This window comes from Nocardioides flavus (ex Wang et al. 2016) (assembly GCF_014653115.1).
Lineage (GTDB): Bacteria > Actinomycetota > Actinomycetes > Propionibacteriales > Nocardioidaceae > Nocardioides > Nocardioides flavus.
This window is the reverse complement of the sequence record NZ_BNAD01000003.1, coordinates 58,882-81,692: the sequence shown is the minus strand read 5'-3', so window position 1 is coordinate 81,692 and position 22,811 is coordinate 58,882. Positions and strand designations below refer to the sequence as shown.

At 73.1% G+C, this 22,811-nt stretch carries 25 protein-coding genes; 13 read left to right on the top strand and 12 right to left on the bottom strand.

Annotation, left to right across the window (positions count from 1 at the left end):
• Positions 1–21: 21 nt before the first annotated feature.
• Genes IE200_RS20685 through IE200_RS07320 form a run of 3 tightly spaced genes read right to left on the bottom strand, consistent with a single transcriptional unit; the run spans position 22 to position 1,259 of the window.
• Entirely contained in the window at positions 22–195 is a 174-nt protein-coding gene (locus IE200_RS20685) for a GNAT family N-acetyltransferase (protein WP_229856252.1), read from the bottom strand.
• A 27-nt stretch (positions 196–222) separates the two neighbouring features.
• Entirely contained in the window at positions 223–504 is a 282-nt protein-coding gene (locus tag IE200_RS20680; RefSeq protein WP_229856251.1) for a hypothetical protein, read from the bottom strand.
• Between the two features lie 2 nt (positions 505–506).
• The gene (locus tag IE200_RS07320) at positions 507–1,259 is read right to left on the bottom strand and encodes an SDR family NAD(P)-dependent oxidoreductase (RefSeq protein WP_191278744.1); all 753 of its coding nucleotides are present in this window, start codon (positions 1,257–1,259) and stop codon (positions 507–509) included.
• Positions 1,260–1,319: 60 nt separating this feature from the next.
• Between IE200_RS07320 and IE200_RS07315 the strand changes: the two genes are divergently transcribed.
• Positions 1,320–2,174 (top strand): ParA family protein, encoded by an 855-nt coding sequence (locus tag IE200_RS07315; protein WP_191278743.1) that lies wholly within the window; start codon positions 1,320–1,322, stop codon positions 2,172–2,174.
• 6 nt (positions 2,175–2,180) lie between these two features.
• On the opposite strand, the gene IE200_RS07310 is transcribed toward IE200_RS07315, so the two are convergent.
• Complete coding sequence (locus IE200_RS07310; RefSeq protein WP_229856249.1) at positions 2,181–3,578, bottom strand: DEAD/DEAH box helicase; 1,398 nt, start codon at positions 3,576–3,578, stop codon at positions 2,181–2,183.
• Between the two features lie 171 nt (positions 3,579–3,749).
• Here IE200_RS07310 and IE200_RS07305 point away from each other — a divergent pair, with 171 nt between their 5' ends.
• Positions 3,750–4,424 carry a ferritin-like fold-containing protein gene (locus IE200_RS07305; RefSeq protein WP_191278742.1) on the top strand — a complete coding sequence of 225 codons (675 nt, stop codon included), beginning with the start codon at positions 3,750–3,752 and terminating at the stop codon, positions 4,422–4,424.
• 20 nt (positions 4,425–4,444) lie between these two features.
• Here IE200_RS07305 and IE200_RS07300 read toward each other — a convergent pair whose 3' ends face one another.
• From IE200_RS07300 to IE200_RS07285, 4 genes are all read right to left on the bottom strand, one after another.
• Positions 4,445–4,759: a GlsB/YeaQ/YmgE family stress response membrane protein gene (locus IE200_RS07300; RefSeq protein ID WP_191278741.1), complete on the bottom strand. Its 315-nt coding sequence runs from the start codon at positions 4,757–4,759 to the stop codon at positions 4,445–4,447.
• Between the two features lie 19 nt (positions 4,760–4,778).
• Positions 4,779–4,997, bottom strand: a complete 219-nt coding sequence (locus IE200_RS07295) for a DUF3107 domain-containing protein (RefSeq protein ID WP_191278740.1) — start codon at positions 4,995–4,997, stop codon at positions 4,779–4,781.
• A gap of 52 nt (positions 4,998–5,049) precedes the next feature.
• Positions 5,050–5,637 carry a TetR/AcrR family transcriptional regulator gene (locus tag IE200_RS07290; RefSeq protein ID WP_191279072.1) on the bottom strand — a complete coding sequence of 196 codons (588 nt, stop codon included), beginning with the start codon at positions 5,635–5,637 and terminating at the stop codon, positions 5,050–5,052.
• 199 nt (positions 5,638–5,836) lie between these two features.
• Positions 5,837–8,143: an immune inhibitor A domain-containing protein gene (locus IE200_RS07285; protein ID WP_191278739.1), complete on the bottom strand. Its 2,307-nt coding sequence runs from the start codon at positions 8,141–8,143 to the stop codon at positions 5,837–5,839.
• A 304-nt stretch (positions 8,144–8,447) separates the two neighbouring features.
• Between IE200_RS07285 and moeZ the strand changes: the two genes are divergently transcribed.
• The 9 genes from moeZ to IE200_RS07250 all read left to right on the top strand — a co-directional run bounded on the left by moeZ (position 8,448) and on the right by IE200_RS07250 (position 15,651).
• The gene (gene moeZ, locus IE200_RS07280; protein WP_229856248.1) at positions 8,448–9,662 is read left to right on the top strand and encodes an adenylyltransferase/sulfurtransferase MoeZ; all 1,215 of its coding nucleotides are present in this window, start codon (positions 8,448–8,450) and stop codon (positions 9,660–9,662) included.
• A 67-nt stretch (positions 9,663–9,729) separates the two neighbouring features.
• On the top strand, positions 9,730–10,599 hold the full coding sequence (locus tag IE200_RS07275) for a chymotrypsin family serine protease (RefSeq protein ID WP_191278737.1): 870 nt from the start codon (positions 9,730–9,732) through the stop codon (positions 10,597–10,599).
• Between the two features lie 46 nt (positions 10,600–10,645).
• Positions 10,646–11,446 carry a DUF4129 domain-containing protein gene (locus IE200_RS07270; RefSeq protein ID WP_191278736.1) on the top strand — a complete coding sequence of 267 codons (801 nt, stop codon included), beginning with the start codon at positions 10,646–10,648 and terminating at the stop codon, positions 11,444–11,446.
• Positions 11,443–11,880 carry a hypothetical protein gene (locus tag IE200_RS07265; protein ID WP_191278735.1) on the top strand — a complete coding sequence of 146 codons (438 nt, stop codon included), beginning with the start codon at positions 11,443–11,445 and terminating at the stop codon, positions 11,878–11,880. Before IE200_RS07270 ends, IE200_RS07265 begins: the two co-directional genes overlap by 4 nt.
• Positions 11,867–12,862 (top strand): AAA family ATPase, encoded by a 996-nt coding sequence (locus IE200_RS07260; protein WP_191278734.1) that lies wholly within the window; start codon positions 11,867–11,869, stop codon positions 12,860–12,862. Before IE200_RS07265 ends, IE200_RS07260 begins: the two co-directional genes overlap by 14 nt.
• Positions 12,859–14,133, top strand: a complete 1,275-nt coding sequence (locus IE200_RS20675; RefSeq protein ID WP_229856246.1) for a DUF58 domain-containing protein — start codon at positions 12,859–12,861, stop codon at positions 14,131–14,133. Before IE200_RS07260 ends, IE200_RS20675 begins: the two co-directional genes overlap by 4 nt.
• Positions 14,130–14,639 carry a hypothetical protein gene (locus IE200_RS20670; protein ID WP_229856245.1) on the top strand — a complete coding sequence of 170 codons (510 nt, stop codon included), beginning with the start codon at positions 14,130–14,132 and terminating at the stop codon, positions 14,637–14,639. Before IE200_RS20675 ends, IE200_RS20670 begins: the two co-directional genes overlap by 4 nt.
• Positions 14,636–14,968 (top strand): MGMT family protein, encoded by a 333-nt coding sequence (locus IE200_RS20665; protein ID WP_229856243.1) that lies wholly within the window; start codon positions 14,636–14,638, stop codon positions 14,966–14,968. Before IE200_RS20670 ends, IE200_RS20665 begins: the two co-directional genes overlap by 4 nt.
• Before the next feature lie 5 nt (positions 14,969–14,973).
• Positions 14,974–15,651: a lysophospholipid acyltransferase family protein gene (locus tag IE200_RS07250; RefSeq protein ID WP_191278733.1), complete on the top strand. Its 678-nt coding sequence runs from the start codon at positions 14,974–14,976 to the stop codon at positions 15,649–15,651.
• A gap of 248 nt (positions 15,652–15,899) precedes the next feature.
• On the opposite strand, the gene IE200_RS07245 is transcribed toward IE200_RS07250, so the two are convergent.
• From IE200_RS07245 to IE200_RS07235, 3 genes are read right to left on the bottom strand one after another with little or no spacing between them, the layout of a single operon-like run.
• The gene (locus tag IE200_RS07245) at positions 15,900–17,291 is read right to left on the bottom strand and encodes a YlbE family protein (protein WP_229856242.1); all 1,392 of its coding nucleotides are present in this window, start codon (positions 17,289–17,291) and stop codon (positions 15,900–15,902) included.
• The gene (locus IE200_RS07240; RefSeq protein WP_191278732.1) at positions 17,288–18,799 is read right to left on the bottom strand and encodes an FdrA family protein; all 1,512 of its coding nucleotides are present in this window, start codon (positions 18,797–18,799) and stop codon (positions 17,288–17,290) included. Before IE200_RS07240 ends, IE200_RS07245 begins: the two co-directional genes overlap by 4 nt.
• The gene (locus IE200_RS07235) at positions 18,796–19,575 is read right to left on the bottom strand and encodes a DUF2877 domain-containing protein (RefSeq protein ID WP_191278731.1); all 780 of its coding nucleotides are present in this window, start codon (positions 19,573–19,575) and stop codon (positions 18,796–18,798) included. Before IE200_RS07235 ends, IE200_RS07240 begins: the two co-directional genes overlap by 4 nt.
• A gap of 81 nt (positions 19,576–19,656) precedes the next feature.
• Here IE200_RS07235 and IE200_RS07230 point away from each other — a divergent pair, with 81 nt between their 5' ends.
• Complete coding sequence (locus IE200_RS07230; RefSeq protein ID WP_191278730.1) at positions 19,657–20,913, top strand: PucR family transcriptional regulator; 1,257 nt, start codon at positions 19,657–19,659, stop codon at positions 20,911–20,913.
• Positions 20,914–20,958: 45 nt separating this feature from the next.
• On the opposite strand, the gene IE200_RS07225 is transcribed toward IE200_RS07230, so the two are convergent.
• Positions 20,959–21,720 (bottom strand): tyrosine-protein phosphatase, encoded by a 762-nt coding sequence (locus IE200_RS07225; protein WP_191278729.1) that lies wholly within the window; start codon positions 21,718–21,720, stop codon positions 20,959–20,961.
• Positions 21,721–21,890: 170 nt separating this feature from the next.
• Between IE200_RS07225 and IE200_RS07220 the strand changes: the two genes are divergently transcribed.
• Positions 21,891–22,757 carry a glycerophosphodiester phosphodiesterase gene (locus IE200_RS07220; protein WP_191278728.1) on the top strand — a complete coding sequence of 289 codons (867 nt, stop codon included), beginning with the start codon at positions 21,891–21,893 and terminating at the stop codon, positions 22,755–22,757.
• The last annotated feature ends 54 nt before the right edge of the window (positions 22,758–22,811 follow it).

Here is a 22,811-nt window from a genome sequence, read left to right as displayed (position 1 = left end):
TGGTGCTGGGTCCTCTGCCCCTCAGTCCGCCCGCCGCACCATCCGCCGCTCGAGCCCGACGTCCTCGGGCTTGGTCGCCCCGTCGAGGGCGAAGCCCTGCCGCTCGTAGAAGGAGATGGCGCGCTCGTTGCCGTCGAGGACCCAGAGGTAGGCGTCGGCAGCTCCGATCGCCTCGGTCAGGAGCGTGAAGCCCACGCCCGTGCCGTACGACGACGCCCGCACCTAGAGCGCCATCAGCTCGAGCGGGGGCAGGCCCTCACCGGGGTCGCGGCCGTTGCCGGTGCTGGAGAACCCGACGAGCCGGTCGCCGTCCCAGGCCAGCAGGTTCGCGCTGGAGCCGGCGCCGATGATCGTGCGCCAGCTCGCCACCCGCTCCGTGCGACGCTCGCGCCGCTCACGGAGGATCGCGGGGTCGACGAGCGAGCCGTACGCCTCGTCCCACACGTCGAGGTGGAGGTCGGTCAGCGCCTCGGCGTCCTCGACGCGGGCGGTGGCGACCCGCATCGTCAGCGACGCCCGATGGACTGCGTGAGCCGCAGGGCGCGGTTGGGGATGGCGCGGGTGAGCGCGATGATCGCCTTGTACTGCGCGCCGGGGATGGAGAACGCGCGGCCCTTCTCGAAGTCCTCGAGCGACCTGCGCACGAGGAAGTCGACGTCGAGCCACATGAAGCCGTCGCCCCGCTTGACCTGCATCCGCTCGTGGAACTCGGTCTTGGTGAAGCCCGGGCACAGCGCCATGACCTTCACGCCGCGCGGGCCGTACTCCAGGTGTGCCCACTCGCTGAAGCTGTTGACCCACGCCTTGGCGGCCGAGTAGGAGCCGCGGGGGAGGAAGGCCGCGACGCTGGAGACGTTGATGATGCCGCCGTGGCCGCGCTCGGCCATCGCACCGAGGGCTGCGTGGCTCAGCCGCAGCACGGCGGTCACCAGCACCTCCAGCATCGCGGTCTCGTCGTCGGCGGAGTTGTCGAGGAAGCGCTGCTTGAGCCCGAAGCCGGCGTTGTTGACCAGCAGGTCGACCGGTCGCCCGCGGTCCGCGAGCCGGGCCTCGACCGTGGCGAGCTGCGCACGGTCGGTCAGGTCGGCGACCAGGACCTCGACGTCGACCCCGTGGGCGCGCCGCAGGTCCGCGGCCACGCTCTCGAGGCGGGCTGCGTCGCGCGCGACGAGGACGAGGTCGTCCCCGCGAGCGGCGAGCTGGACGGCGTACTCGTGGCCGATGCCGGCGGTCGCGCCGGTGATCAGTGCAGTGCTCATGCCACCAGCATTTCAGGACGCCGCCCGGGGATGCGACCCGGTCCGGCACAATGGCGTGCAATGAGCACCAAGAGCCGGGGAGCGGCCCCCGTCACGCTGGCCGTCGCCAACCAGAAGGGCGGGGTCGCCAAGACCACGTCCGTCGCCTCGATCGGGGCCGCGCTGGCCGAGCTCGGTCACCGCGTCCTGCTGGTCGACCTCGACCCGCAGGCCTGCCTGACCTTCTCGCTGGGCATCGACCCCGAGGACCTCGACATCTCGGTCCACCACGTGCTCACCAAGGGCATCGACGCGACCGAGGTGATCATCGAGACCGAGGACGGCGTCGACGTGCTGCCGGCGACGATCGAGCTCGCCCGCGCCGAGGCCGACCTGCTGACCCGCACTGGGCGCGAGCACGTCATCAAGGGGGCGCTCGAGCAGCTCGCCGAGGACCTCGCGGACACCGAGGAGGGCGCGTACGACTGGGTGCTGCTCGACTGCCCGCCGTCGCTGGGCGTGCTGACGGTCGCCGCGCTCACGGCTGCCGACGGGGTGCTGGTGCCGCTGCAGTGCGAGACGCTGTCGCACCGCGGTGTCGGCCAGCTGCTCGACACCGTCCACGACGTGCGCCGCTTCACCAATCGCGGCCTCGAGGTGTGGGGCGTCCTGCCCACGCTGTACGACGGGCGGACCAACCACGCGCGCACCGTGCTGGAGACGATCAGCGAGACCTACGACCTCGAGGTCGTCGAGCCGCCGATCCCCAAGACGATCAAGTTCGCCGAGGCGCCCGCCGCCGGGCGCTCGATCCTCGCGACCAGCCGCAGCAACAAGGGCGCCACGGCCTACCGCGAGGTGGCCGCGAACCTCGTCGAGCGGGCCTCCCGCCCCAAGAAGAAGGTGGCGAAGAAGCCCGCTCGCGCGAAGAAGTAGCCGGCGTCAGCCCTTCGGGGTCTCGACCGCGGCGCCGCCGCGCGTACGGCGACGGTTGCGGTTGCGGCGACGCGGGGCGTCGCCCGACTTCTCCGACGAGCCGCCCGCGGCCGAGGAACCGGAGTCGCGGCCCGAACCGGAGCGGCCGCCCGAGCGCTCGCGGGGCGCGCGCTCCTTCTTCTCGACCGGGGCGGGGTCGACGACGCGACCCTTGGTGCCGGCCGGGATGCCCTGGTCGTGGAAGAGGTGCTCGGAGGTCGAGTAGGTCTCCTGCGGGTTGTCGAAGGGCAGGTCGAGGGCCCTGTTGATCATCTTCCAGCGGTGCAGGTCGGCCCAGTCGACGAAGGTGATCGCGGTGCCCGAGGCGCCGGCGCGGCCGGTCCGGCCGATGCGGTGGACGTAGGTCTTGTCGTCCTCGGGGCAGGTGTAGTTGACGACGTGGGACACGCCGCGCACGTCGATGCCGCGGGCGGCGACGTCGGTGCACACGAGGACCTGGATCTTGTCCTCGCGGAACCGGGCGAGCGCCTTCTCGCGCGCCACCTGGGCCATGTCGCCGTGGAGCGGGGAGGCCTTGAAGCCGCGCTCCTGGAGGTCCTCGGCGACCCGTTGCGCCTGGCGCTTGGTGCGGGTGAAGACGATCATCTTGTCGGCGTCCTCGGCCTGCAGGACCCGGCCGATGATCTCGGTCTTGTCGAGGTCGTGGGCCTGGTAGATGAACTGCGCGGTGGCCGGCACCGTGGCGTTCTCGTAGGAGGACTCGGCGCGGATGTTCATCGGGTGGCGCATGTGGGTGCGCGCCAGCGCCACGATCGCGGCGGGCATGGTCGCCGAGAAGAGCATCGTCTGGCGGGTCTCGGGGGTCTTGGAGATCAGCGTGATGACGTCGGGCAGGAAGCCGAGGTCGAGCATCTCGTCGGCCTCGTCGAGCACGAGCGCGTGCACGTGGGAGAGGTCGAGGGCGCGACGGTTGGCCAGGTCGATGAGGCGGCCCGGGGTGCCGACGACGATGTCCACGCCCGCGTCGAGGGCCTCGAGCTGCGGCTCGTAGCCGACGCCGCCGTAGACGGTGAGCACACGCAGGCCCATGTCCTTGCTCGCCAGGCTCAGGTCGTTGGACACCTGGAGCGCGAGCTCACGGGTCGGGGCGACGATGAGGGCCTGCGGCTTGCCCTGCGGGAGGTCGGCGTACGCCGGGTTGGTCGGTGCGATCGAGCGCTGCAGGACGGGGATGCCGAACGCCAGCGTCTTGCCGGTGCCCGTGCGGGCCTGGCCGATCAGGTCGGTGCCGAGCAGGGCGACCGAGAGGGTCATCTCCTGGATGGCGAAGGGGGTGGTGATGCCGGCGCGGTCGAGCGCGTCGCAGATCTCGGGCAGCACGCCCAGTTCACGGAAGGTGGTCACGAATCGATGTCGCTCTCTGATGAGTCGGGTTGTCCCACGCGTATGCGGTCAGCCCACTCGAAAGCTCCCTCCCGGAATGGTGGGAGGGGATGGCGACCGCGCACATACAGGCGGCCACGGACCGGTTGGTCGGCGGCTCGGTCACCATCATGCTATCGCTAGGCTGCGGCCATGACGGAATCGCCCGACGAGGACTACCGCCGTGCCGCAGTCGACCTCCTCGGGGCGATCGCCTACGGGGAGCTCTCGGCCTTCGAGCGGCTCGTCGAGGACGCCAAGATGGCGCCCGGCATCGGCGACAAGATCGCCATCGGCGCGATGGCCACCGCGGAGTTCGCCCACCTGCAGAAGCTCGTCGAGCGGCTGGAGCAGCTCGGCGCCGACCCCGCCGAGGCGATGCAGGTCTTTAGGCCGAGCTTCGACAGCTTCCACGCCCACACGGCGCCCTCGGACTACTACGAGGGGCTGATCAAGGCCTACGTCGGCGACGGGCTCGCCGCCGACTTCTACCGTGAGATCGCGGCCTACCTCGACCCCGAGACCCGCGAGGTCATCATCAGCTCGCTGGAGGACACCGGGCAGACCGCGTTCATCGTCGAGCGCGTACGCGCCGGCATCGCCGAGGACCACCGCCTCGGCGGCCGGCTCGCGCTCTGGGGCCGACGGCTGATGGGGGAGGCCCTCACCCAGGCCCAGCGCGTCGCCGGCGACCGCGACTCGCTCACGGCGCTCCTGGCCGGCGGGGTGGACCGGCCCGGGCTCGACCTGGCCGCACTGGGTCGGATGTTCGCCCGGCTCACCGAGCTGCACGCGGCCCGGATGGCCGAGCTCGGCCTCGACGCCTGAGGCACTGGGGGAGCGGGGCGTCACGCCTTGGGCGTGTGCCGGCCGGTGAAGGACGCCGCGACCATCACCAGCACCGCGGCGACGCCGACCTGCCACACGTGGCGCCACACGTCGAGACCGCGGCTCGTGTCGTACATGTCGCCGTTGGGGTGGTCGGCGGCGACGCCGAACAGCCCGTAGTAGACGTAGCTGCCGACGAACGCGCCGACGATCCCGCAGACGACCGTCAGCCACAGCGGGATGTTGTCGCGATCACCCGGGGCGATCGCCTTGCCGAGGAATCCGATGACCAGACCGACCCCGAGGGTGACGAGGATGGTCCAGAGCAGACCCATGGGTGTCCTCCGGCGCGGGTCAGCGGAAGCCGACGGTGCTGGCGCTCGGGGAGCCCAGCTCGACGTACGCGATCTTCGCCGCGGGCACGACGACCGCGCGACCCTTGGTGTCCTTGAGGTGCAGCACGCCGTCGTCGGCGAGCGCGTCGCCGAGCAGCTTCTCGACGTCCTCGGGCGTGCTGTCGGTGTCGAGCACGAGCTCGCGCTGGGCGTGCTGCACGCCGATCTTGACCTCCACGGTGGATGCTCCTCAGCTCAGGGGTGGGTACGTCGTGGTGAATGATGCCGGGTCAGTGGTCATCGGTCATCGGGTAGCCCCGGATGCCGCGCCACGCCAGGCCCGCGATCAGGTCCGCGGCGTCGTCCTGGGCGATCTCGCCGCCGCCCGCCAGCCAGAACCGCGCCGAGACCTGCGCCATTCCCACCAGGGAGACTGCCAGCAGCTCGGAGGCCTCGTCGGGCAGCCCGGTGTCGGTGCGGATCACGTCGGCGATCATGGAGGCGCACTCGGTGGTGACCCGGTCCACCCGCTCGCGCACGTCGGGCTCGCTGGTGAGGTCGGACTCGAAGACCAGCCGGAAGGCGCCCTCCTCGGACGCGACGTAGCTGTAGAAGACCTTCATCGTGGCCGCGACGCGGTCCTTGTTGTCGGTGGTCGAGGCGAGCGCCTCGCGACAGTTGTCGATGATCAGGTCGCACGAGGTGTCGAGCAGCGCGAGGTAGAGGTCGAGCTTGCCGGGGAAGTGCTGGTAGAGCACGGGCTTGGAGACCCCGGCGCGGTCGGCGATGTCGTCCATCGCCGCGGCGTGGTAGCCCTGGGCGACGAAGACCTCGAGGGCCGACTCGAGCAGCTGGGCGCGGCGCTCGCGACGCGGCATCCGACTGCCACGTGGGCGGGAGAACGTGCCGGCGGCCGAGCCGTCGGACGTGGTGTCGGGACGTCCTGCGGTCACGTGGTGCTCCTGATGCTGCCGGGGGTACTCGCGGGTAGTGGGGGCCGAGCCTATCCGGCACCGCAGACGGCGAGAGGGACCCCGGTCTCCCGGGGCCCCTCCCAGCGTGTCGGGACGGCTGCCGTCAGGGCAGCTGGTTCGCCACGCGCACCGTGATGCCGCTCGCGTCGTGGGCCGTGACGGTGGCGAGCACGCCGGCGCCCACCGTCCTCACCGAGGTGCCCGGGAGCTCCTCGTTGTAGTAGTCGACCGTGTCGTCGAAGATCGCCACGCCGTCGCGCACGGCGGCCTCGAGGGTCTGGCTCTCGGTCTCCGACACCTGACGGCTGAGCTTCAACGCGTCGGTGGCCTGCAGGCCGAAGGTCGCGTCGAAGACCTGAATGCGGCTGCGTCCCAGGGACCCGTCGCTCCACTTCAGCGCGGCGGGGTTGGCGTCGATGGGCAACGCGTACGCCGTGCCGGGGTGCTGGCTGGTGTTGTTGTCGGCCACGCTGTGGTCGACCAGCCAGACGAGCATGCCGTCCTGGTAGGAGAAGTGCTCGACCCAGTTCGGCCGGGTGACGCCCTCGGAGAAGTTGTACGGCCCCGTGCGCAGGGTGTCGTCGTAGTTGACGTAGGACCGGTTCTCCATCAGGTAGTAGCGCGCGCCGGTCGTCGTGGCGGTGCCGTCCGAGACGCTGAACTCGTCGGCCGTCCAGGCGGACTCGCCACCCTCGGCGCCCTCGGTGTCGAGGACCTCCCGGCCGGCCTTGGTCACGATCTCGTCGAGGAACACGCCGGCCTCGTTGACGCCCCCGTCGCTCTTGTAGACGAAGCGGAACTCGGTCGCCTGGCCGCCGGGGCGGTAGGAGAACCGGGTGGACGTCCAGCCGCGCGACGCACCGTCGACGGGCTGGCCGATCTTGGTCCACTGCGTGGCGCCGACCGGGCGGTACTCGGCCCACCAGTAGTCGTAGCCGACCTCGGTGTCGTACCAGGCCTGCGCCGTCACCGTGACGCTGTCGGTGGCCGGGACCTCGCGCGCGAGGGTCGCGGTCAGCTCCGAACGGCTACCGGAGTACCAGGACTTGCTGCCCGCGTACGGGGTGGTGAGGTCCTGGGTGTCGGTGGAGTCGGGGAGGTTGACCAGCACGGCGTCGTTGGAGGCGGGGTCACCGGTGGGGCGCAGGGTGTGGTCGCTCTGCGTGCCCGCCTCGACGACCTGCGGGTCCAGCCAGCCGAGGAAGAGCTTCTCCTCGGGGCCCATGTCGTTGGGCGTGCCGCCGATGCCGACCTCGAAGCCCGTGGCCTCCTCGCCGTGGCCCAGCCACGAGCCACTGGACATCAGCGTCCAGAAGGCCGAGCCGTTCTCGCCGCCGGCGGTGTCGTAGAAGTCGGGCAGGCCCAGGTCGTGGGCGTACTCGTGCGCGAAGACGCCGAGGCCGCCGTTCTCGGGCTCGATCGTGTAGTCGCCGATGAAGTACTTCGAGGAGCCGATCCGCTTGCCGCCCAGGAGGTTCTCCTCGGCGGGCTGGCCGTCGGCGTCGGTGTTGCCCTCGACCACCGGGCCCACGGAGCCCTGGGTGGTGTAGTCGGCGTACCAGCGGTGCGACCAGATCGCGTCCTCGCCGAGCGTTCCGCCGCCGGCCTCCTCGCCCTCGCCGGCGTGGATGGCCTGGAAGTGGTCGATGTAGCCGTCGGCCTCGTTGAAGTTGCCGTCGCCGTCGAAGTCGTAGCGGTCCCACACGTCGAACTGGGACAGGTAGGCGTCGATCTCGGCAGTCGTCTTGCCGGCCGCCAGCTGCTTCTCGTACCAGGCGTTGACCGTGTCGGCGACGTAGGTCCAGTAGCCCTGGGTCTCGTTGGCGTTGTCGCCGTACCAGGCGCCGTTCTTGGGGACCCGGACCCAGTCCTCGGTGGTGACCGTCGGGCGGTACTGCCCGTTGGACTGGTCGAGGTAGTAGTTGCGGAAGGACTCGCCCTCGCCGTTGAACATCTCCTCGTAGTGGGCCACGTCGAAGTCGTCGGTCCACTGGGTCGAGTTGTCGGATGCCCGGTCGGGCGCGGCGATCTCGTTGTGGAGCGGGCCGGCGCCGCGGCCGTAGCGGCCCGAGGACTCCTCGCCGAACTCGGAGAGCACGGTCCACACGCGTGCCTCCTTCTTGTTGTCCACGAACTCGACGGCCTGGCCGTCGGCGAGCGTGACCACGGAGCCGCCGCCGCGCCGTGGCTCGGCCTTCGCCTTGCCGTTGACGATGAGCTCGACGGCCTGCTTGCGCAGCTCCGCCTGCTTGGTCGCGAAGGGGTTGGGAAGGTCGTCCGGGCGCTGGGCCGCCGCGGTGTCGCGGCCGGGTGCTGCGGACGAGGGTGAGGCCACGGCGGGGGCGAGGGCGGTCAGGCCCAGCGCGAGCGTGGCGGTGCCGGCGATGATGCCGGGTACCAGCTTGTTCACTGTCGATGCTCCACGAGATTCGCGGCAGTGCCCTGCTCCCCCCAGAGTGACCGGAACGCCCGGCCGGGGCACTGCACAGCGGACCACTCCACCCCATCGCCGCCGATCTGGCAAGGAAATCCTGGCGCGTTCCACCCCTGGGGCCGCAGATGCTCCGGCCGCCGGTCCGGCGGGGACGCCGGTGTGCGTCCGGATGGCGGGACCGGTCGAGGAGCGCGGTGGCCCGACGGGACGATGGCAGGGAACAGACCCGGCGTCCGGCCGGTTGTGCCTGTTCCAGAAGCCCCGCCACGAAGGAGTCCCTGTGTCGTCCAACTCGTCCGGTGTGGCCGCGCTCGTCGAGCCGGCCGCCGAGCTCACCACTGACGAGGTGCGCCGCTACAGCCGCCACCTGATCATCCCCGACGTGGGCATGACAGGGCAGAAGCGGCTGAAGAACGCCAAGGTGCTCGTCATCGGTGCCGGTGGCCTCGGCTCGCCCGCCCTGCTCTACCTCGCCGCTGCCGGTGTGGGCACCCTCGGCATCGCGGAGTTCGACGAGGTCGACGAGTCGAACCTGCAGCGCCAGATCATCCACGGCATGTCCGACATCGGCCGTTCCAAGGCCGAGTCCGCCAGGGAGTCGATCGCGGAGGTGAACCCCTACGTCGAGGTCGTCGTGCACCCCGAGCGCCTCGACAACGACAACGTGCTGCAGGTCTTCGAGGGCTACGACCTCATCGTCGACGGCACGGACAACTTCGCCACCCGTTACATGGTCAACGACGCGGCCTACTTCCTGAAGATCCCCTACGTCTGGGGCTCGATCTACCGCTTCGACGGCCAAGCCTCGGTGTTCGCGCCCTCGCTGGCCGACGACGCCCCGTGCTACCGCTGCCTCTACCCCGAGCCCCCGCCGCCGGGCATGGTCCCGAGCTGCGCCGAGGGCGGCGTGCTCGGCGTGCTGTGCGCCAGCATCGGCTCCATCCAGGTCAACGAGGCGATCAAGCTTCTCACCGGCATCGGCGACCCCGCGATCGGCAAGCTCGTGATCTACGACGCGCTCGAGCTCGAGTGGCGCAAGCTCAAGGTCCGCAAGGACCCCAATTGCGCGCTGTGCGGCGAGAACGCCACCGTCACCGGCCTGATCGACTACGACGCCTTCTGCGGCGCGGTCTCCGACGAGGCGGCCGAGGCGGCCGCCGGCTCGACCATCTCGGTCACCCAGCTCGAGGCGATGCTCAAGGAGCGCGAGGAGGGCACCCGCGACTTCGAGCTGATCGACGTCCGTGAGCCCAACGAGTTCGAGATCAACCGGATCCCCGGCGCCCGGCTGGTCCCCAAGGGCGAGTTCCTCAACGGCAACGCCCTCGGTGACCTGCCCAGCGACAAGCCCATCGTCCTGCACTGCAAGTCGGGCGTCCGCTCGGCCGAGGTGCTCGCGATCGTGAAGGGTGCGGGCTACTCCGACGCCGTGCACGTGGGCGGTGGCGTGGTGGCCTGGGTCAGCCAGATCGACCCGAGCCAGCCGGCGTATTGAGGCGCGGCGGGAGCTCCTCGCGAGCTCCCGCGCGTAACCCGTGCGGGCGGGGCCTCGTTGGGGTGGCATGCGCGCTCCGACGAAGCTCCTGACCCTCGCTGCCGCGGGTCTCGTGGCCACAGTGGCCACCAGCACCCCGGCGACCGCCGCCCCCAAGAAGCAGGCGCGCGTCGCCTGGGCGCCGGCCGACACCGCGACGATCCACCCCGGTGTGCAGATGTACACCGAGGGTGCCCAGTGCACCGCGAACTTCGTCTTCACCGACACCGCCGGGACGACGTACGTCGGCTATGCCGCGCACTGTGCCGGCACCGGCGAGGCCACCGACACCAACGGCTGCGACGCGGCCTCGCTGCCGCTGGGCACCCGGGTGGACTTCGTCGAGGGCGGCTCGCTCGTCACCGGCGGCACCCGGGTCGGCGGCGGCACGCTCGTCTACTCCTCCTGGCTGGCGATGCAGCAGCGGGGCGAGACCGACGAGAACGCATGCGCCTACAACGACTTCGCGCTGGTGCGGGTGGACGCCGCGGACGCGGCCGGGGTCAACCCGTCGGTCCCGTTCTGGGGCGGACCCGTCGCGCTCAGCACGAGTGGCACCACGGTGGGCGAGACCGTCTACTCGTACGGCAACTCCAGCCTCCGCGCGGGCGTCGAGGCGCTCTCGCCCAAGCAGGGCACCAGCCTCGGCACCGAGGGGGAGGGCTGGTCGCACCCGGTCTACACCGTGACGCCCGGCGTCCCGGGTGACTCCGGCTCGGCCTTCCTCGACTCCGAGGGCAACGCGCTCGGCACGCTGTCCACGCTCGCCCTCGCCCCGCTGGCCGGCTCCAACGGTGTCGGCGACCTGCCCCGTGAGCTGGCCTACGCCCAGGCCACCAGCGGCATCGCCGGGCTGCGCCTGGTGCCCGGCACGGAGCCGTTCAGCCCGCTGCTCTGAACCACCGCCATCGCACGGCGCGACCCGCGTCACCTAGGGTCGCGCCATGCGAGGGCGGGGGGAGTGGTCGCCGGCGGTGCGCGCCACCGTCGCGGTGGCCGCGACGTGCCTGCTCGTGGTGCTCGCCGCGTGGGCCACGCGGCTGGGCCCCGACCAGGTGTTCACCGGCCCCGGGCCGCGGCCGGGCACGGCCACCGCGACCGAGTCCTGCACCCCGCTGCCGGTGCGCACGCTGCCCGACGGCACCACCGAGGTGGACTACCCCGACGACTACGCGCTGGGCAGCAACTACTGCGACCCGCCGTCCGGGGCCTCCCTCGACGAGGCCCGCGACCTCGTGGAGGACAACCCGCCGCCGCTCTGGGTCAGGCTGCTGGTGTGGCTGGGGCTCTCCACGCTCCTCGTCGGTGCCGTCGCCCTGGTGCTGTGGCTGCTGCTCCAGGTGGTGCGGGCCGTCCGGTCGCGCTCGCGCCGCGAGGAGCGGCAGGAGGTCGGCTTCACCGTCCTCGACGAGCCGGCCCGCGTGGTCGAGCAGGTGGTCCGCGACGCCGCCGAGCAGGACGCGCTGCTCCGCGACGGCGACGCGCGCAACGCCATCGTCGCGACCTGGCACCGCTTCGAGGTCCACGGCGAGCGGGCGGGCGTGCCGCGCCGCGCGTCGGAGACGTCCTCGGAGTACGCCCTGCGCATCCTCGACCTCGCCGAGGCAGACAGCGGCCCGGTGAGCCGGCTCGCCGAGCTCTACCGCGAGGCCCGCTTCTCCGACCACGCGATCACCGAGCAGCACCGGTCCGAGGCGCTGGCGGCGCTGGCCGCCGTACGGCGCAGTCTCGGGGTGCGGTCGTGAGGGCCGCCCTCGCTCGCTGGCGCGGACGAGCCGGGGGAGGTGCCCTCCTCGCCGCAGCCGGCTACGCCATCGCCGTCTGGTTCGACTTCGAGCCCCGGCTCCTGCCGTACGCCGTGTGGGCGGTGGTCCTGCTGGCGCTGACCTACCTCGTGGTCGACACCGTCGACGTCGATCCCGCGCACTGGCAGCAGGCCGTGCGGCCCCGGTCGGACCGGGTCGACGAGGCGACCTCCGACCTCCGGGTCCTGACCAGCCACCAGCAGGCCGACGAGCCGTCCGAGGCGCTCGCCGACCGGTTGGTCGAGCTGGCGGACGGTCGCGACCCCGACCTCGCCGCGCAGGTCCGCCGGGAGCTCTCCGGCGTGCACCGCATCGCCCCCGCCGACATCGACCGCATCCTGACCCGAATCGAGGAAGCCCGTGACCGACGCTGACCCCCGCCCCTCCGGCGCCCCGACCGACCCCGCCGGGGTCGCCGACTTCGCCGAGCGCGTGCTGGACGAGGTGGGCCGCGCCGTCGTCGGCAAGCGGGAGGCGCTGGCGCTGGTCCTGGCCGGCATCCTGGCCAAGGGCCACGTGCTGCTCGAGGACTTCCCGGGCCTGGGCAAGACGCTGGCCGCGCGGTCGTTCGCGGGCGCGCTGGGCCTGGAGTTCGCCCGGGCCCAGTTCACCCCCGACCTGCTGCCCGCCGACCTCACCGGCTCGTACGTCTACGACCAGCGACGCGGCGAGTTCGACTTCCGCCCGGGGCCGGTCTTCGCGGGTCTCCTGCTCGCCGACGAGATCAACCGCACCCCGCCCAAGACGCAGGCGGCGCTCCTCGAGGCGATGCAGGAGGGCCAGGTCACCGTCGAGGGCCAGACCCACGCGCTGCCGAGCCCGTTCCACGTGCTCGCCACCGCCAACCCGGTCGAGTACGAGGGCACCTACCCGCTGCCGGAGGCCCAGCTCGACCGCTTCCTGATGCGCGTCGGCTTCGGCTACCCGACCGCGCGGGAGGAGTACGACGTGCTCCGGCGCCGCCTCGACCGCCGGCGCGAGGAGGTCGACATCGCCCAGGTCACCGATGCCGCCGGTCTCGCCGGCGTCCAGGCGGCCGTCGAGCGGGTGGTCGTCGACGAGTCGGTGGGCCGCTACTGCGTCGAGCTGGTCGCGGCGACCCGCTCGCACGGCGACGTGCTGACCGGCGCCTCGCCTCGTGGCAGCCTCGGGCTGGTGCTCACCGCCCGCGCGTGGGCAGCGATCCGGGGCCGCGACTACGTGGTGCCCGAGGACGTGAAGGTCGTGGCCCGCGCCGTGCTCGCCCACCGGATCACGATCAAGCCCGACCTGTGGATGACGCAGGCGTCGGGGGCACGCGTGGTGGACGCGGTGCTGGGCTCGGTCGAGACCCCCCGGACGCTGGAGCCGCGGTGACCTCCTGGCGGCCGACCCCGGCGCTCGTGCGCGCGTGCCTGCTCGCGCTCGGCGGGCTCACGGGCGGGGTCGTGCTCGGCCAGGAGGCGCTGGTGGTGCTCGCCGCACCGTTCCTGGTCCTCGCCGCGATGGGGCTGGCGAGCCGGCCGCGCAGCACGCCCTTGGTGACGGCCCGCCTGGACCACCACCGGCTGCACGAGGGCCAGGGGTCGACCTCGCGGCTCGACGTGGACGATCTCACCGCCGTCGAGCACGTGACCCGGGTGGCCGGCGTCGCGGCCCACGTCGCCACCTCGCCGCCGTACGGTGCCGTCGGCGCGCTGACCGGGGACGGACTGCCGACGCTCGGCTTCAGCCCGCGGCGCTGGGGTCGGCGGGCGCTCGGTGCCGAGCGCGTCGCGCTCACCAGCGCCTGGGCGGGCTGGCGCTGGGGGCCGCTGGACCTCCCCGAGCACGGCCTCAGCGTGCTGCCGCAGACCGCTCCGTACGACAGCCGAGCCGAGGTGCCGCAGCCCGACGGCCTGGTCGGACGCCACCGCTCGCGCCGCGTGGGCCAGGGCACCGAGTTCGAGGGGATCCGGCCCTTCGCGACCGGCGACCGGCTCAAGCGGATCACCTGGCCGGTGTCGCTGCGCACCCGCGAGCTCCACGTCATCACCACCCGCGCCGAGCAGGACGCCGGCGTGTGGCTCGTGGTCGACGGCCTGCGCGACATCGGGGTCTCCGGCGGGATCGACGGCGCGGCCAGCACCCTCGACCTCACCGTGCGTGCCGCCACGGCCCTCGCCGAGCATCACGTCCGCACCGGTGACCGGGTGGGCCTGCTCGTGCTGGCCGCCGACGGCGTGCGCGTCCCGCTCGGCGGGGGACCGCGCCACCTGCACCGTCTGCACGGCACGCTCGCGCGGGTCCGTACGGAGGCGCGCAGCGTCGCCCCGGAGCGGCTCGACCTGGGCGCCGGCGCCGGCAGCGTGGTCTACGTCCTGTCGCCGATGCTGTTCACCCCGCTCGTCACCGCGACCGCCAGCCTGCAGCGCAGCGGTGCCTCGGTGGTGGTCGTCGACACCCTCGGCGAGGGCATGACCGGTGATGCGGACCGCCTCGCGCTGCCGTCCCTCGCCGCCCGGATGCAGCGCATCGAGCGCGACGACCGGCTCCAGCGGCTCGCCGGCCTCGGCACCCCGGTCGTGCCGTGGCGCGGACCCGGCACGCTGGACACCGTGCTGCACCAGCTCGCGCGCCGCGCCCAGGTGCCCCGGGTGCGTGCGTGATGCGACTCCTCCCGCCCGGTGTCGCTGCCTCCGCCCTCGCGCTGCGTGCAGCGGTCCTGGTGCTCCCGTGCCTCGCGCTGGTGCTCGCGCTGCCGGAGGTGCCGCACTGGGCCGTGTCGTTCGGCGTGCCGCTGAGCGCCGCCGTCTGGGCACGCACCCCCGACCACGCGATCGGGGTCGTGCCGCCCGTGCTCGTCGGCGGTTGGTGGGCCTCCCACGGCGTGGTCGACTGGCGGCTCCTCCTCGTCGCGGCGCTGCTGCTCGGCGCCCACGTCGCCGCGACCCTCGCGTCGTACGGACCCGTCACGCTGGCCCTCGACCCGCACCTGGCGCGCCTGTGGCTGGGGCGGGCGCTGCTGGTCCTGGTGCCGGTCCCGCTCGCGTGGCTGGCCGTGCGCGGGCTCGACCCGGCGTGGGCGCCGCCGGGGACGTGGCTGGTCACCGGCGTGCTGACCGTCGTGCTGCTGCTGGTGACCGCACGGCTGGTCCGGGCGGAGGCGCGGTGACCACGCCGGAGGAGCGCGAGCTGTACGCCGAGCTGGTGCTGCGGTGCGCCGAGTCGGTGCCGCGCGGCCGGGTCACGACGTACGGTGCGATCGCCGACGCGGTCGGCGAGCGGCTGGGCCGCGGCGGGCCGCGCCTGGTCGGCAACGTGATGGCCACCCACGGCGCCGCGGTCCCGTGGTGGCGGGTGGTGCGCGCGGACGGCTCGCTGCCGCCGTCGCACGACGAGGAGGCGCGGCAGGCCCACCTCGAGGAGGGCACCCCACTGCGACCGAACGGGTCCGTGGATCTGACGCGCGCGTTCTCCACGCCGCGGCTCGGGGCACAATGACGCCCATGCTCTACACGGTCGCGAACGGCGTCATCCCTCCGCTGGTCCGTGCCGTGTGGCGCCCGACCGTCGAGGGGCAGCACCACGTCCCGGCCACCGGGCCGGTGATCGTGGCGAGCAACCACCTCTCGTTCTTCGACAGCGTGGTGATCCCCGTCGTGGTGCCGCGCAAGGTCGTCTTCCTCGCGAAGTCCGACTACTTCACCGGCACCGGGGTGCGGGGCTCGCTCACGCGGGCGTGGTTCGAGGGCCTCGGGATGCTGCCGGTCGACCGCGACGACACCAAGGCGGCGATCGCCAGCCTCGACACCGCGCTGGAGGTGCTCCGGCGCGGGGAGGCCTTCGGCATCTACCCCGAGGGCACCCGCTCCCGCGACGGCCGCCTCTACCGCGGGCGCACCGGCGTCGCGCACCTCGCCCTGACGGCCGGGTGCCCGGTGGTGCCGGTGGGGCTGCTCGGCACCGAGGACATCCAGCCGGTCGGCGCCAGCCGGCCGCGGCTGGGCAAGGTCGACGTGACCGTGCGCTTCGGCGAGCCGATCACGGTCGCCGGCGAGTACGACGGCGTCCCCACCGGCCGCGCGCGTCGCGACCTCACCGACAGGATCATGACCGCCATCGCCGGCCTGACCGGGCAGGAGCAGGCCGGCGTCTACAACGAGCGCTCCGCCGCCGCGACCTGACGACGTACGGCGTGCCCGGCCGGCGCGCGGTAGTCCAGTGGCGACCTGTCGCCGGCGCGCGGTAGTCCAGTGGCGAACGGTCGCCGGCGCGCGGTAGTCCAGTGGCGAACGGTCGCCGGGAGAGCTTCCGCGCGACAGTTGGCCACTGGACTACCCCGACGTCCCGGGCAGAGCCTCTGGACGACCGTTGGCCACTGGACTACCCCGACGTCCCGGGCAGAGCCTCTGGACGACCGTTGGCCACTGGACTACCCCGAGGTCCCGACCGCCCGGGCGGCGAGCGCGGCGAGCGCCTTCGGGAAGATCTCCGCGGGCGGCGTCACGAGACCGGCGCCGACCTGCCCGACGCCGGCGACCGCGCCGGCCATCCCGGTGTTGATCTGCGGCAGGATCCCCGTACGGCACACCTTGGTCACGTCGATGCCGGTGGGCGTCCCCTGGAACTCAAGCACCGGGACGGACCAGCGCGGGTTCTCGGCGAGCGTGATCTCGTGCATCCGGCGGGTGGTCGCGAGTGCGTCCGGCACCGAGCCGCCGACCAGGCGGACGATCGCGGGCGCCGTCGCCATGGCGAATCCGCCGATCCCTGCCGTCTCGGTGATCGCCGAGTCACCGATGTCGGGGTTGGCGTCGTCGGGGCCGTAGTCGCCGAGGAAGAGGCCCTCGGCGACCTGCGCCGGCCCGGTGAACCACTCGTCGCCGGTGCCCGAGACCTGGATGCCGAAGTCCGTGCCGTTGCGCGCCATCGCCACGACCATCGTCGAGCCCGGCACGTCGCGTCCGGCGTCGAGCGCGAGCTTGCAGGCCGGCATCGCGAGGTTGAGGAAGAAGTGGTCGTTGCCGCCCACGAAGCGCAGCACGTCGGCGACGTCCTTGCTCTCGAAGCCACTCGTCACCATCGCGGGGGAGAGGTCGCGCAGCAGCATCAGCGTGCCGGCGCGGTTGCGGTTGTGGGCCTCGTCGCCCATCTGGAGCATCTGGGTGAGGATGCCGGTGATGTCGGACGCCTCCTCCGTCCCGCGGACGACGGCCTGCAGCAGCGGACCGAGCACGTCGCCCATCCAGCGCAGCCGGGTCAGCACCTCGGGGGAGTAGGCGCCGTAGCGGAGCACCTTGCCGAGGCCCTCGTTGAGCGAGCAGTACGTCCGCCTGCCCGTGGCACGGTCCTCGAGGACCCACATCCACATCGACGGCGTCACCACTCCGGCCATCGGACCGACGGCACTGCGGTGGTGGCACGGCTCGAGGCTGACGTTGTCGCCGGACTCGAACAGCGCGACCGCGTCCTCGGGGTCGTCCACGAGACCCTCCAGTGCGGCACCCCCCATCAGCGCGCCGCGCAGGGGCCCGGAGGTGCGCGCCCACTCGATCGGCGGCCCGGCGTGGAGGAACTGGCCCTTCTCCAGGCCGAGCACCTCGCTCGCCGGGGCGACGTCCACGAGGTGTGCGGTCACGCCGAGCATCGCCTCGACGGCCGTGCGGTTGGCCTCGACCCGGCGGGGGTCGGTGGCGACCGCGGCGAGGTCCGCCTCGGTGCCGGGCATCGGCGGGCGCCAGTCGACGCGCTCGACCTCCACGGCCTGGCCGGCCACGGCGTCGGCGAACATGTCGGCTCCGCAGGTGACGACGGTGGTGCTCACTGGTGGGCTCCTTCGGATCGGCTCAGCAGGTCGAGGGCGCGACGGGTGGCGCTCGCGTTGGACAGGTGGACCTCGGCGCCGGCGGCGACCAGGGCCTCACGCTGCGCGGTGAGGTCCTGGGGGTCGAGGTCGGTGCCGACGAGGCTGACGACGACCGGGATCGGCCGGTCCCGGCGGGCCGCCTCGATGGCGGGGGCCAGGTGGGACGCGGGATCCGGCTCGGCGCCGTGGCCGAGCACGAGGTCGAGCAGGATCACCCCGGTCGCCGGGTCCGCGGCGGCCCGGGCGATCTGCTCGTTGCGCAGGGTGGGGTCGATCATCGGGTGCGCGCGGCCCTGGGTGAGCGCGTCGTCGCCGAAGTCGACGAACGTGTGCGTGTCGGCGAGCAGCTCGCCGGGGTCGAGGGCGAGGTCGTCGGACAGCGGGATGTTGCTGCGCACCGGGCCGAGCACCTGGGTCGCGAGCAGCATGGACTCGTCGCACAGCGTCCCGCCGACGAAGAGGCCGCGCAGCAGCGGTCCGGTCGCGGTCGCCGCGTCGTCCGCGCCGTCCACGGGCCAGTCGGGCGCGTCGTGGCCGAGCCGGGCCAGCACGGCCTCGGCGACCGCCGTGAGGTCGCGCTGACCGCGGCCCAGCAGACCGAGCTCGACGGGCGTGGCCAGTGCCTCGGTGTCACGCGCGAGCGCCTCGGCCACCTCGGGCGCGGGCGGCTTGGAGACGACCACCACCAGGTCGACGTCGGGGTCGGCGTCCAGGCGGCGCAGGGCCTCGCGGGTCGCGAGACCGCCGACCGCGGCCGACAGGTCGCGTCCGCCGACGCCCAGCGCGTGGCGCACGCCGACGCCCTCGGTGCCCCGGGCGGCCAGCTGCTCGCCGGCGTGGTGGAGCAGCGCCAGCAGCTGCTGGCAGCCGGTGCCGGAGGCCGCGACCAGGCCGATCCGCCCGGGCCGGACGGTGTTGGCGAAGCCGAGCCCGACGCCGTCGATGACCGCGGTGCCGCAGTCCGGGCCCATCACCAGGGCGCCGCGGGAGGAGGCGTACGTCTTGAGCGCCACCTCCTCGGCCACCGGGACGTTGTCGCTGAAGATCATCACGTCGTGCCCCGACTCGAGCGCGTCCATCGCCTCGACGGTGGCGCTCGCGCCCGGGACCGACACGAGGGCGACGGCGCCGGCGCCGGCACGTCGCAGCGCGCTCGCGGTGGTCCGCGCCGGGGCTTCGGTGGTGTCGCCGGAGGAGGGGCGGGTGGGGACGAGCGCGGCGTCGACGGCCTGCAGCGCCTGCGCCAGGTCCGCGTCACCCTCGAGCCGCAGTGCGACGACCATGTCGTTGGGGGTCGAGTCGGGCACGTCGAAGCCCATCGCCTCGAGCACCTCGAGGTTGAGGCCCGTGGCCATCGCGACCTGCGCGGCGACGACGCCGGGGCTGGCCTGGACGGCTCGGCTGACCTGGAGCAGGGTCACCGAGTCGGCGTACGCGCCGCTGCGGAGCTCGACGTGGTCCTTCATGCTGCCCTCCCGGGGCGGTCGGTGGTGTGGGGTTCTGCACGATGGTCGTGAGGGTCGCGAGCCGTGAGCGAGGCCAGCGCCAGCTCAGCGCCGGTGAGCAGGCCGGCGCCCGAGGTCGCGCCGACGGCGAGCAGCGCCTCGGTCGCGCCGGCGGTGGGGCCGGCCAGCCAGTCGGCCAGCTGCGGCAGCACCTCGCCGCGCAGGGCGCAGTCGAGCAGGGTCGCGGACAGGAGGGTCGTCGCGCCAAACCGGCGGCGTACGGCCGTGGCCAGCGCCGGGTCGGGACGGCCGGCGGCGGCGCGGGTGGCGAGCCAGCCGGCGAGCACGTCGTCGCCGAGGGGGGTCAGGCCCGGGCCGCGTCCGACCAGGTCGTCGAGGTGCGCGGGCGTCAGGCGTCCGTCCGCGGGCAGGTCGAGGCCGGCGGTGACGGGGTGGAGCGGTCCGCGTCGCCGCTCGGCGTGGTCGCGTGGAGCGGGCGCGGTGACGTCGACGAGTCGCCCGACCCGGGTCGCGACCCCGCCCACGACGAGGGTGCCGGCGCGGACGTGGACGTCGGGGCGGGCGAGGTCGGTGAGGACGCCGAGGTCCGGGAGCGTCGACCAGAGCGCGCACGGCACCCGGGTGGCGGTCGCGGAGACCAGGCCCAGGCACCAGCCGTCGAGGTCGACGTAGATCGCGGTGCCGCTGGCGTGGAGCACCGTCCGGGGGCCGTCGGCGGCGGCGAGGAGCCGCTCGCGGACCCGTCGTGGTGCCGCAACGGGAAGTGGTCCGGACATCACTCCCCAGACGCTAGCGGGCCATGGGACACTCGCGAATGTGAGAACTTGTCGGAGCAAGGGGCAGATGTGCGCCAAGACTTGATAACCGACCCGGAGGCCGTCGCCGCGCTCGAGCGCGCCGACGCCCTGCACACGGCGCTGAGCCACATCGTCCTCGAGGGCGGGGACCTGGCCGCGATCGCCGAGGCGGTGGGCGCGGCGCTGGAGTGCGGCGTCGTCTTCACCTCCACCGACGGGCGCGAGCGCGCGGCCCACCTCGACGAGTCCCAGCGCGAGTCGCTGGCCACCGCCGACCTGCTCGACCCGACCGGTCGCGTGCGCGTGGAGCGGATCAACCCCGACGGCACCGCGGTCGGCGACGGCGAGGCGCTCGTACGCCGGGTGGTGGCGGCGGGCGTCGACCTGGCCCGCCTGGTCGCGCTGCGCCAGGACGGCCGGATCCACGCCTCCGACGTGCACGCGCTGGAGCGCGCGGCGATCGTGGCGGCGCTGCTGGTCACGCGCGTCGAGGCGATCACCGCGGTCGAGAACAAGTACCGCGGCGACTTCCTGCGCGACGTCTTCCTGGGCCGTGCCGGCGAGGAGGAGTACGTCGCCGAGCACGCGCAGGCCTTCGGCTGGCACCTCGACCGGCCGGTGATGGTGGTGGTCGCGGTGCTCGACCCCGACGCGATGGCCGCGCTCGGCCCCGACCCGGAGGACCGGCGGGCCTGGCAGGACCGCTTCGCCCACGCGTGGCGGCAGGTCTCCGCGACGGTGGACCCGGGCATCGCCTCGGTGGCGTTCAGTCGCGAGGTGGTGACGCTCGTGCCCGTCGACCTCGACGCGGGTGCCGACGCGCACGCCGCCGTCGACCGCATCATCGCCGCCGTGCGCGGCGACCGCGGAGGCGGCCGCATCGCGTTCTCGGCCGGCGTCAGCCGTGTGTCCCGCGGGCTCAACGACCTGCCCGAGGCGTTCCGCCAGGCCCAGCGTGCCGTCGAGATCGGGCGTCGCGTGCACGGCGGTGGCTCGGTGACCCGCTTCGACCAGCTCGGCCTGCACCGGTTGCTGGCGCTCGTGCCCGACGGTGCCGAGCTCACGGCGTTCGCCGCCGACGTGCTCGGGCCGCTCGCCGAGCGCACGCCGGAGGCCGCCGACCTGCGCGAGACGCTCCAGGTGCTGCTCGACACCAACTTCAACGTGGCCGAGGCGGCACGCGCCCAGTTCTTCCACTACAACACGATGCGCTACCGCGTGGGCAAGCTGCAGCGCATCCTCGGGCCCGTGGCGACCGACCCGCACCTGCGTCTCGACGTGGCGGTCGCGCTGCGGGCGCTGGAGATCGTCGGCTGAGCCTCCCGGCGGGCGGCGACGTCCGCGCGCGAGGCCCTGCCGGGTTCAGGCCTCAAGGAGGGCCTTCAGTCGTTGCAGCGAGTCCGGGGCGACTCCCGCTCGCCGCAGGTACGCCTCGGCGTCGAACGACGCCAGCCACGCGGTGAGTGCCGGACGTCGATCGGCCAGCGCCGCGTCGAGCTCGTCCTCGTCCCAGGGCTCGTCGGCCGACGTGACCCAGGTTCCGGACGCGGTGTCGAACGCCAACCCGTGGCCGCGGTGCTGGGCGGCGCCCCGGAAGCCGGACTCGTAGTTGGCGACGATCGCGTCGTGCGTCGCCCCGGCCAGCGCGAGCAGCGCCGAGCCGATCATCCCGGTGCGGTCCCGGCCCCCTGCGCAGTGGATGAGCACCGGACCCCCGGTCCCGGCGAGAGCGGTGAAGACGCGTGCGACCTTGTCCGGGTAGATCCTCAGGTTGGCAGCCCACGACCGCGGGTGGTCCAGCCACGGACCGCACTCGTCGAGGAACTGCTCGTCCTCCGGGTCCTCGGTCGGTGCGTGGATCACGTCGATGCCGTCCATGACGCCTGCGGCCACGGTCGGGTGGACGTCGGTGCGACCACGCTCCATCTCGTTGCGGAGATCGATGACGGCAGTGAGCCCGTCCGCCTTCGCGTCGGCCCACCCTCGATCGGTGACCCATTCCGGAGCGGCTGAGCGGTAGACCCGGCCGGTCCTGGTCGTCCCGCCCGACGTCAGGGGGAGCCCACCGAGGTCGCCGAGGTTGCGGGCGCCGTCCCATCGTGGTCCAGCGGTGTTGTCCGACACCCGTCGAACCCTAGTGCCGCCGAACGGCCGTGGCCCCGCGCGACGTGTTGGCACGTCACCGACACGGCCGGTTGCGCCTCCCGTCACCGTGCGTTGGCATCCGCTGCGCACGGTGGCGGGGAGCGGCCCGCCGACCCGGCGCGGCCCCGTCACCCTCGGGAGAACCTCACATGCGTCGTACGACACGACTCCTCGCAGCACCGGCCCTCGCACTCGCCCTGCTCGGCTCGGTGTCCGCCGTCTCCACGCCGGGCGCCGCAGCCGCTCCGGCGCCGGCGATCGACGTGACCGCCCACCGCGGCTCCTCCGGCGCGGCCCCGGAGAACACCCTCGCGGCCGTCCGTCTCGCCCTGGCCCACAAGTCGGACGTCGTCGAGAACGACATCCAGCGCACCCGCGATGGCGAGCTGGTGATCATGCACGACGTCACGCTCGCCCGGACGACCGACGTCGAGCAGGTCTTCCCGGACCGCGCGCCGTGGAACGTACGTGACTTCACGCTCGCCGAGATCAAGCAGCTCGACGCCGGCTCGTGGTTCGCCCCGGAGTTCGCTGGGGAGCGGGTGCCCACGCTCGCCGAGTGGGTCAACGCCGTCGGCGACCGGGCGGGCATGCTGCTCGAGCCCAAGGCGCCCGAGCTCTACCCGAGCATCGAGGTCGACCTGGACAAGGAGCTGCGCTCGCTCCCGGCGTTCAACCGCGCGCTGCAGCGCGACGAGGTCGTCGTGCAGTCCTTCAACCACCCGTGGCTGCGGACCTACAAGGACCGCGCGCCCGACGTCACCGTCGGCCTGCTCTACGGAAGCAGGCCGACCCCCGCTGACATCGCCGCCGCCGCGACCTGGGCGGAGCAGGTGAACCCGGCCCTCGGCGCCATCGACGAAAGCACGGTCGACCAGGTCCACTCCGCCGGCCTGGAGGCCCACGTGTGGACCGTCAACGCCGGGCAGGACATGCGCCGGGCCATCCGGTGGGAGGTCGACGGCATCATCACCAACTACCCCCAGCTTCTGCGCGACATCCTGCGCCGGGGCTGACAGCCCGCTCGGGCGTACGCGCCCCGTCATCGGGGGTGGCGGCAGATTGCGTGC

Excerpts from the sequence above, each read along its gene's own strand:
- IE200_RS07315 (WP_191278743.1), top strand. The coding sequence starts at position 1,320 with ATGAGCACCAAGAGCCGGGGAGCGGCCCCCGTCACGCTGGCCGTCGCC.
- IE200_RS07220 (WP_191278728.1), top strand. The coding sequence starts at position 21,891 with ATGCGTCGTACGACACGACTCCTCGCAGCACCGGCCCTCGCACTCGCC.
- IE200_RS07290 (WP_191279072.1), bottom strand. The coding sequence starts at position 5,637 with ATGCCGCGTCGCGAGCGCCGCGCCCAGCTGCTCGAGTCGGCCCTCGAG.
- IE200_RS07250 (WP_191278733.1), top strand. The coding sequence starts at position 14,974 with ATGCTCTACACGGTCGCGAACGGCGTCATCCCTCCGCTGGTCCGTGCC.
- IE200_RS07300 (WP_191278741.1), bottom strand. The coding sequence starts at position 4,759 with ATGGGTCTGCTCTGGACCATCCTCGTCACCCTCGGGGTCGGTCTGGTC.
- IE200_RS07235 (WP_191278731.1), bottom strand. The coding sequence starts at position 19,575 with ATGTCCGGACCACTTCCCGTTGCGGCACCACGACGGGTCCGCGAGCGG.
- IE200_RS07240 (WP_191278732.1), bottom strand. The coding sequence starts at position 18,799 with ATGAAGGACCACGTCGAGCTCCGCAGCGGCGCGTACGCCGACTCGGTG.
- IE200_RS07320 (WP_191278744.1), bottom strand. The coding sequence starts at position 1,259 with ATGAGCACTGCACTGATCACCGGCGCGACCGCCGGCATCGGCCACGAG.
- IE200_RS20680 (WP_229856251.1), bottom strand. The coding sequence starts at position 504 with ATGCGGGTCGCCACCGCCCGCGTCGAGGACGCCGAGGCGCTGACCGAC.
- IE200_RS07275 (WP_191278737.1), top strand. The coding sequence starts at position 9,730 with ATGCGCGCTCCGACGAAGCTCCTGACCCTCGCTGCCGCGGGTCTCGTG.
- IE200_RS07305 (WP_191278742.1), top strand. The coding sequence starts at position 3,750 with ATGACGGAATCGCCCGACGAGGACTACCGCCGTGCCGCAGTCGACCTC.
- IE200_RS07270 (WP_191278736.1), top strand. The coding sequence starts at position 10,646 with ATGCGAGGGCGGGGGGAGTGGTCGCCGGCGGTGCGCGCCACCGTCGCG.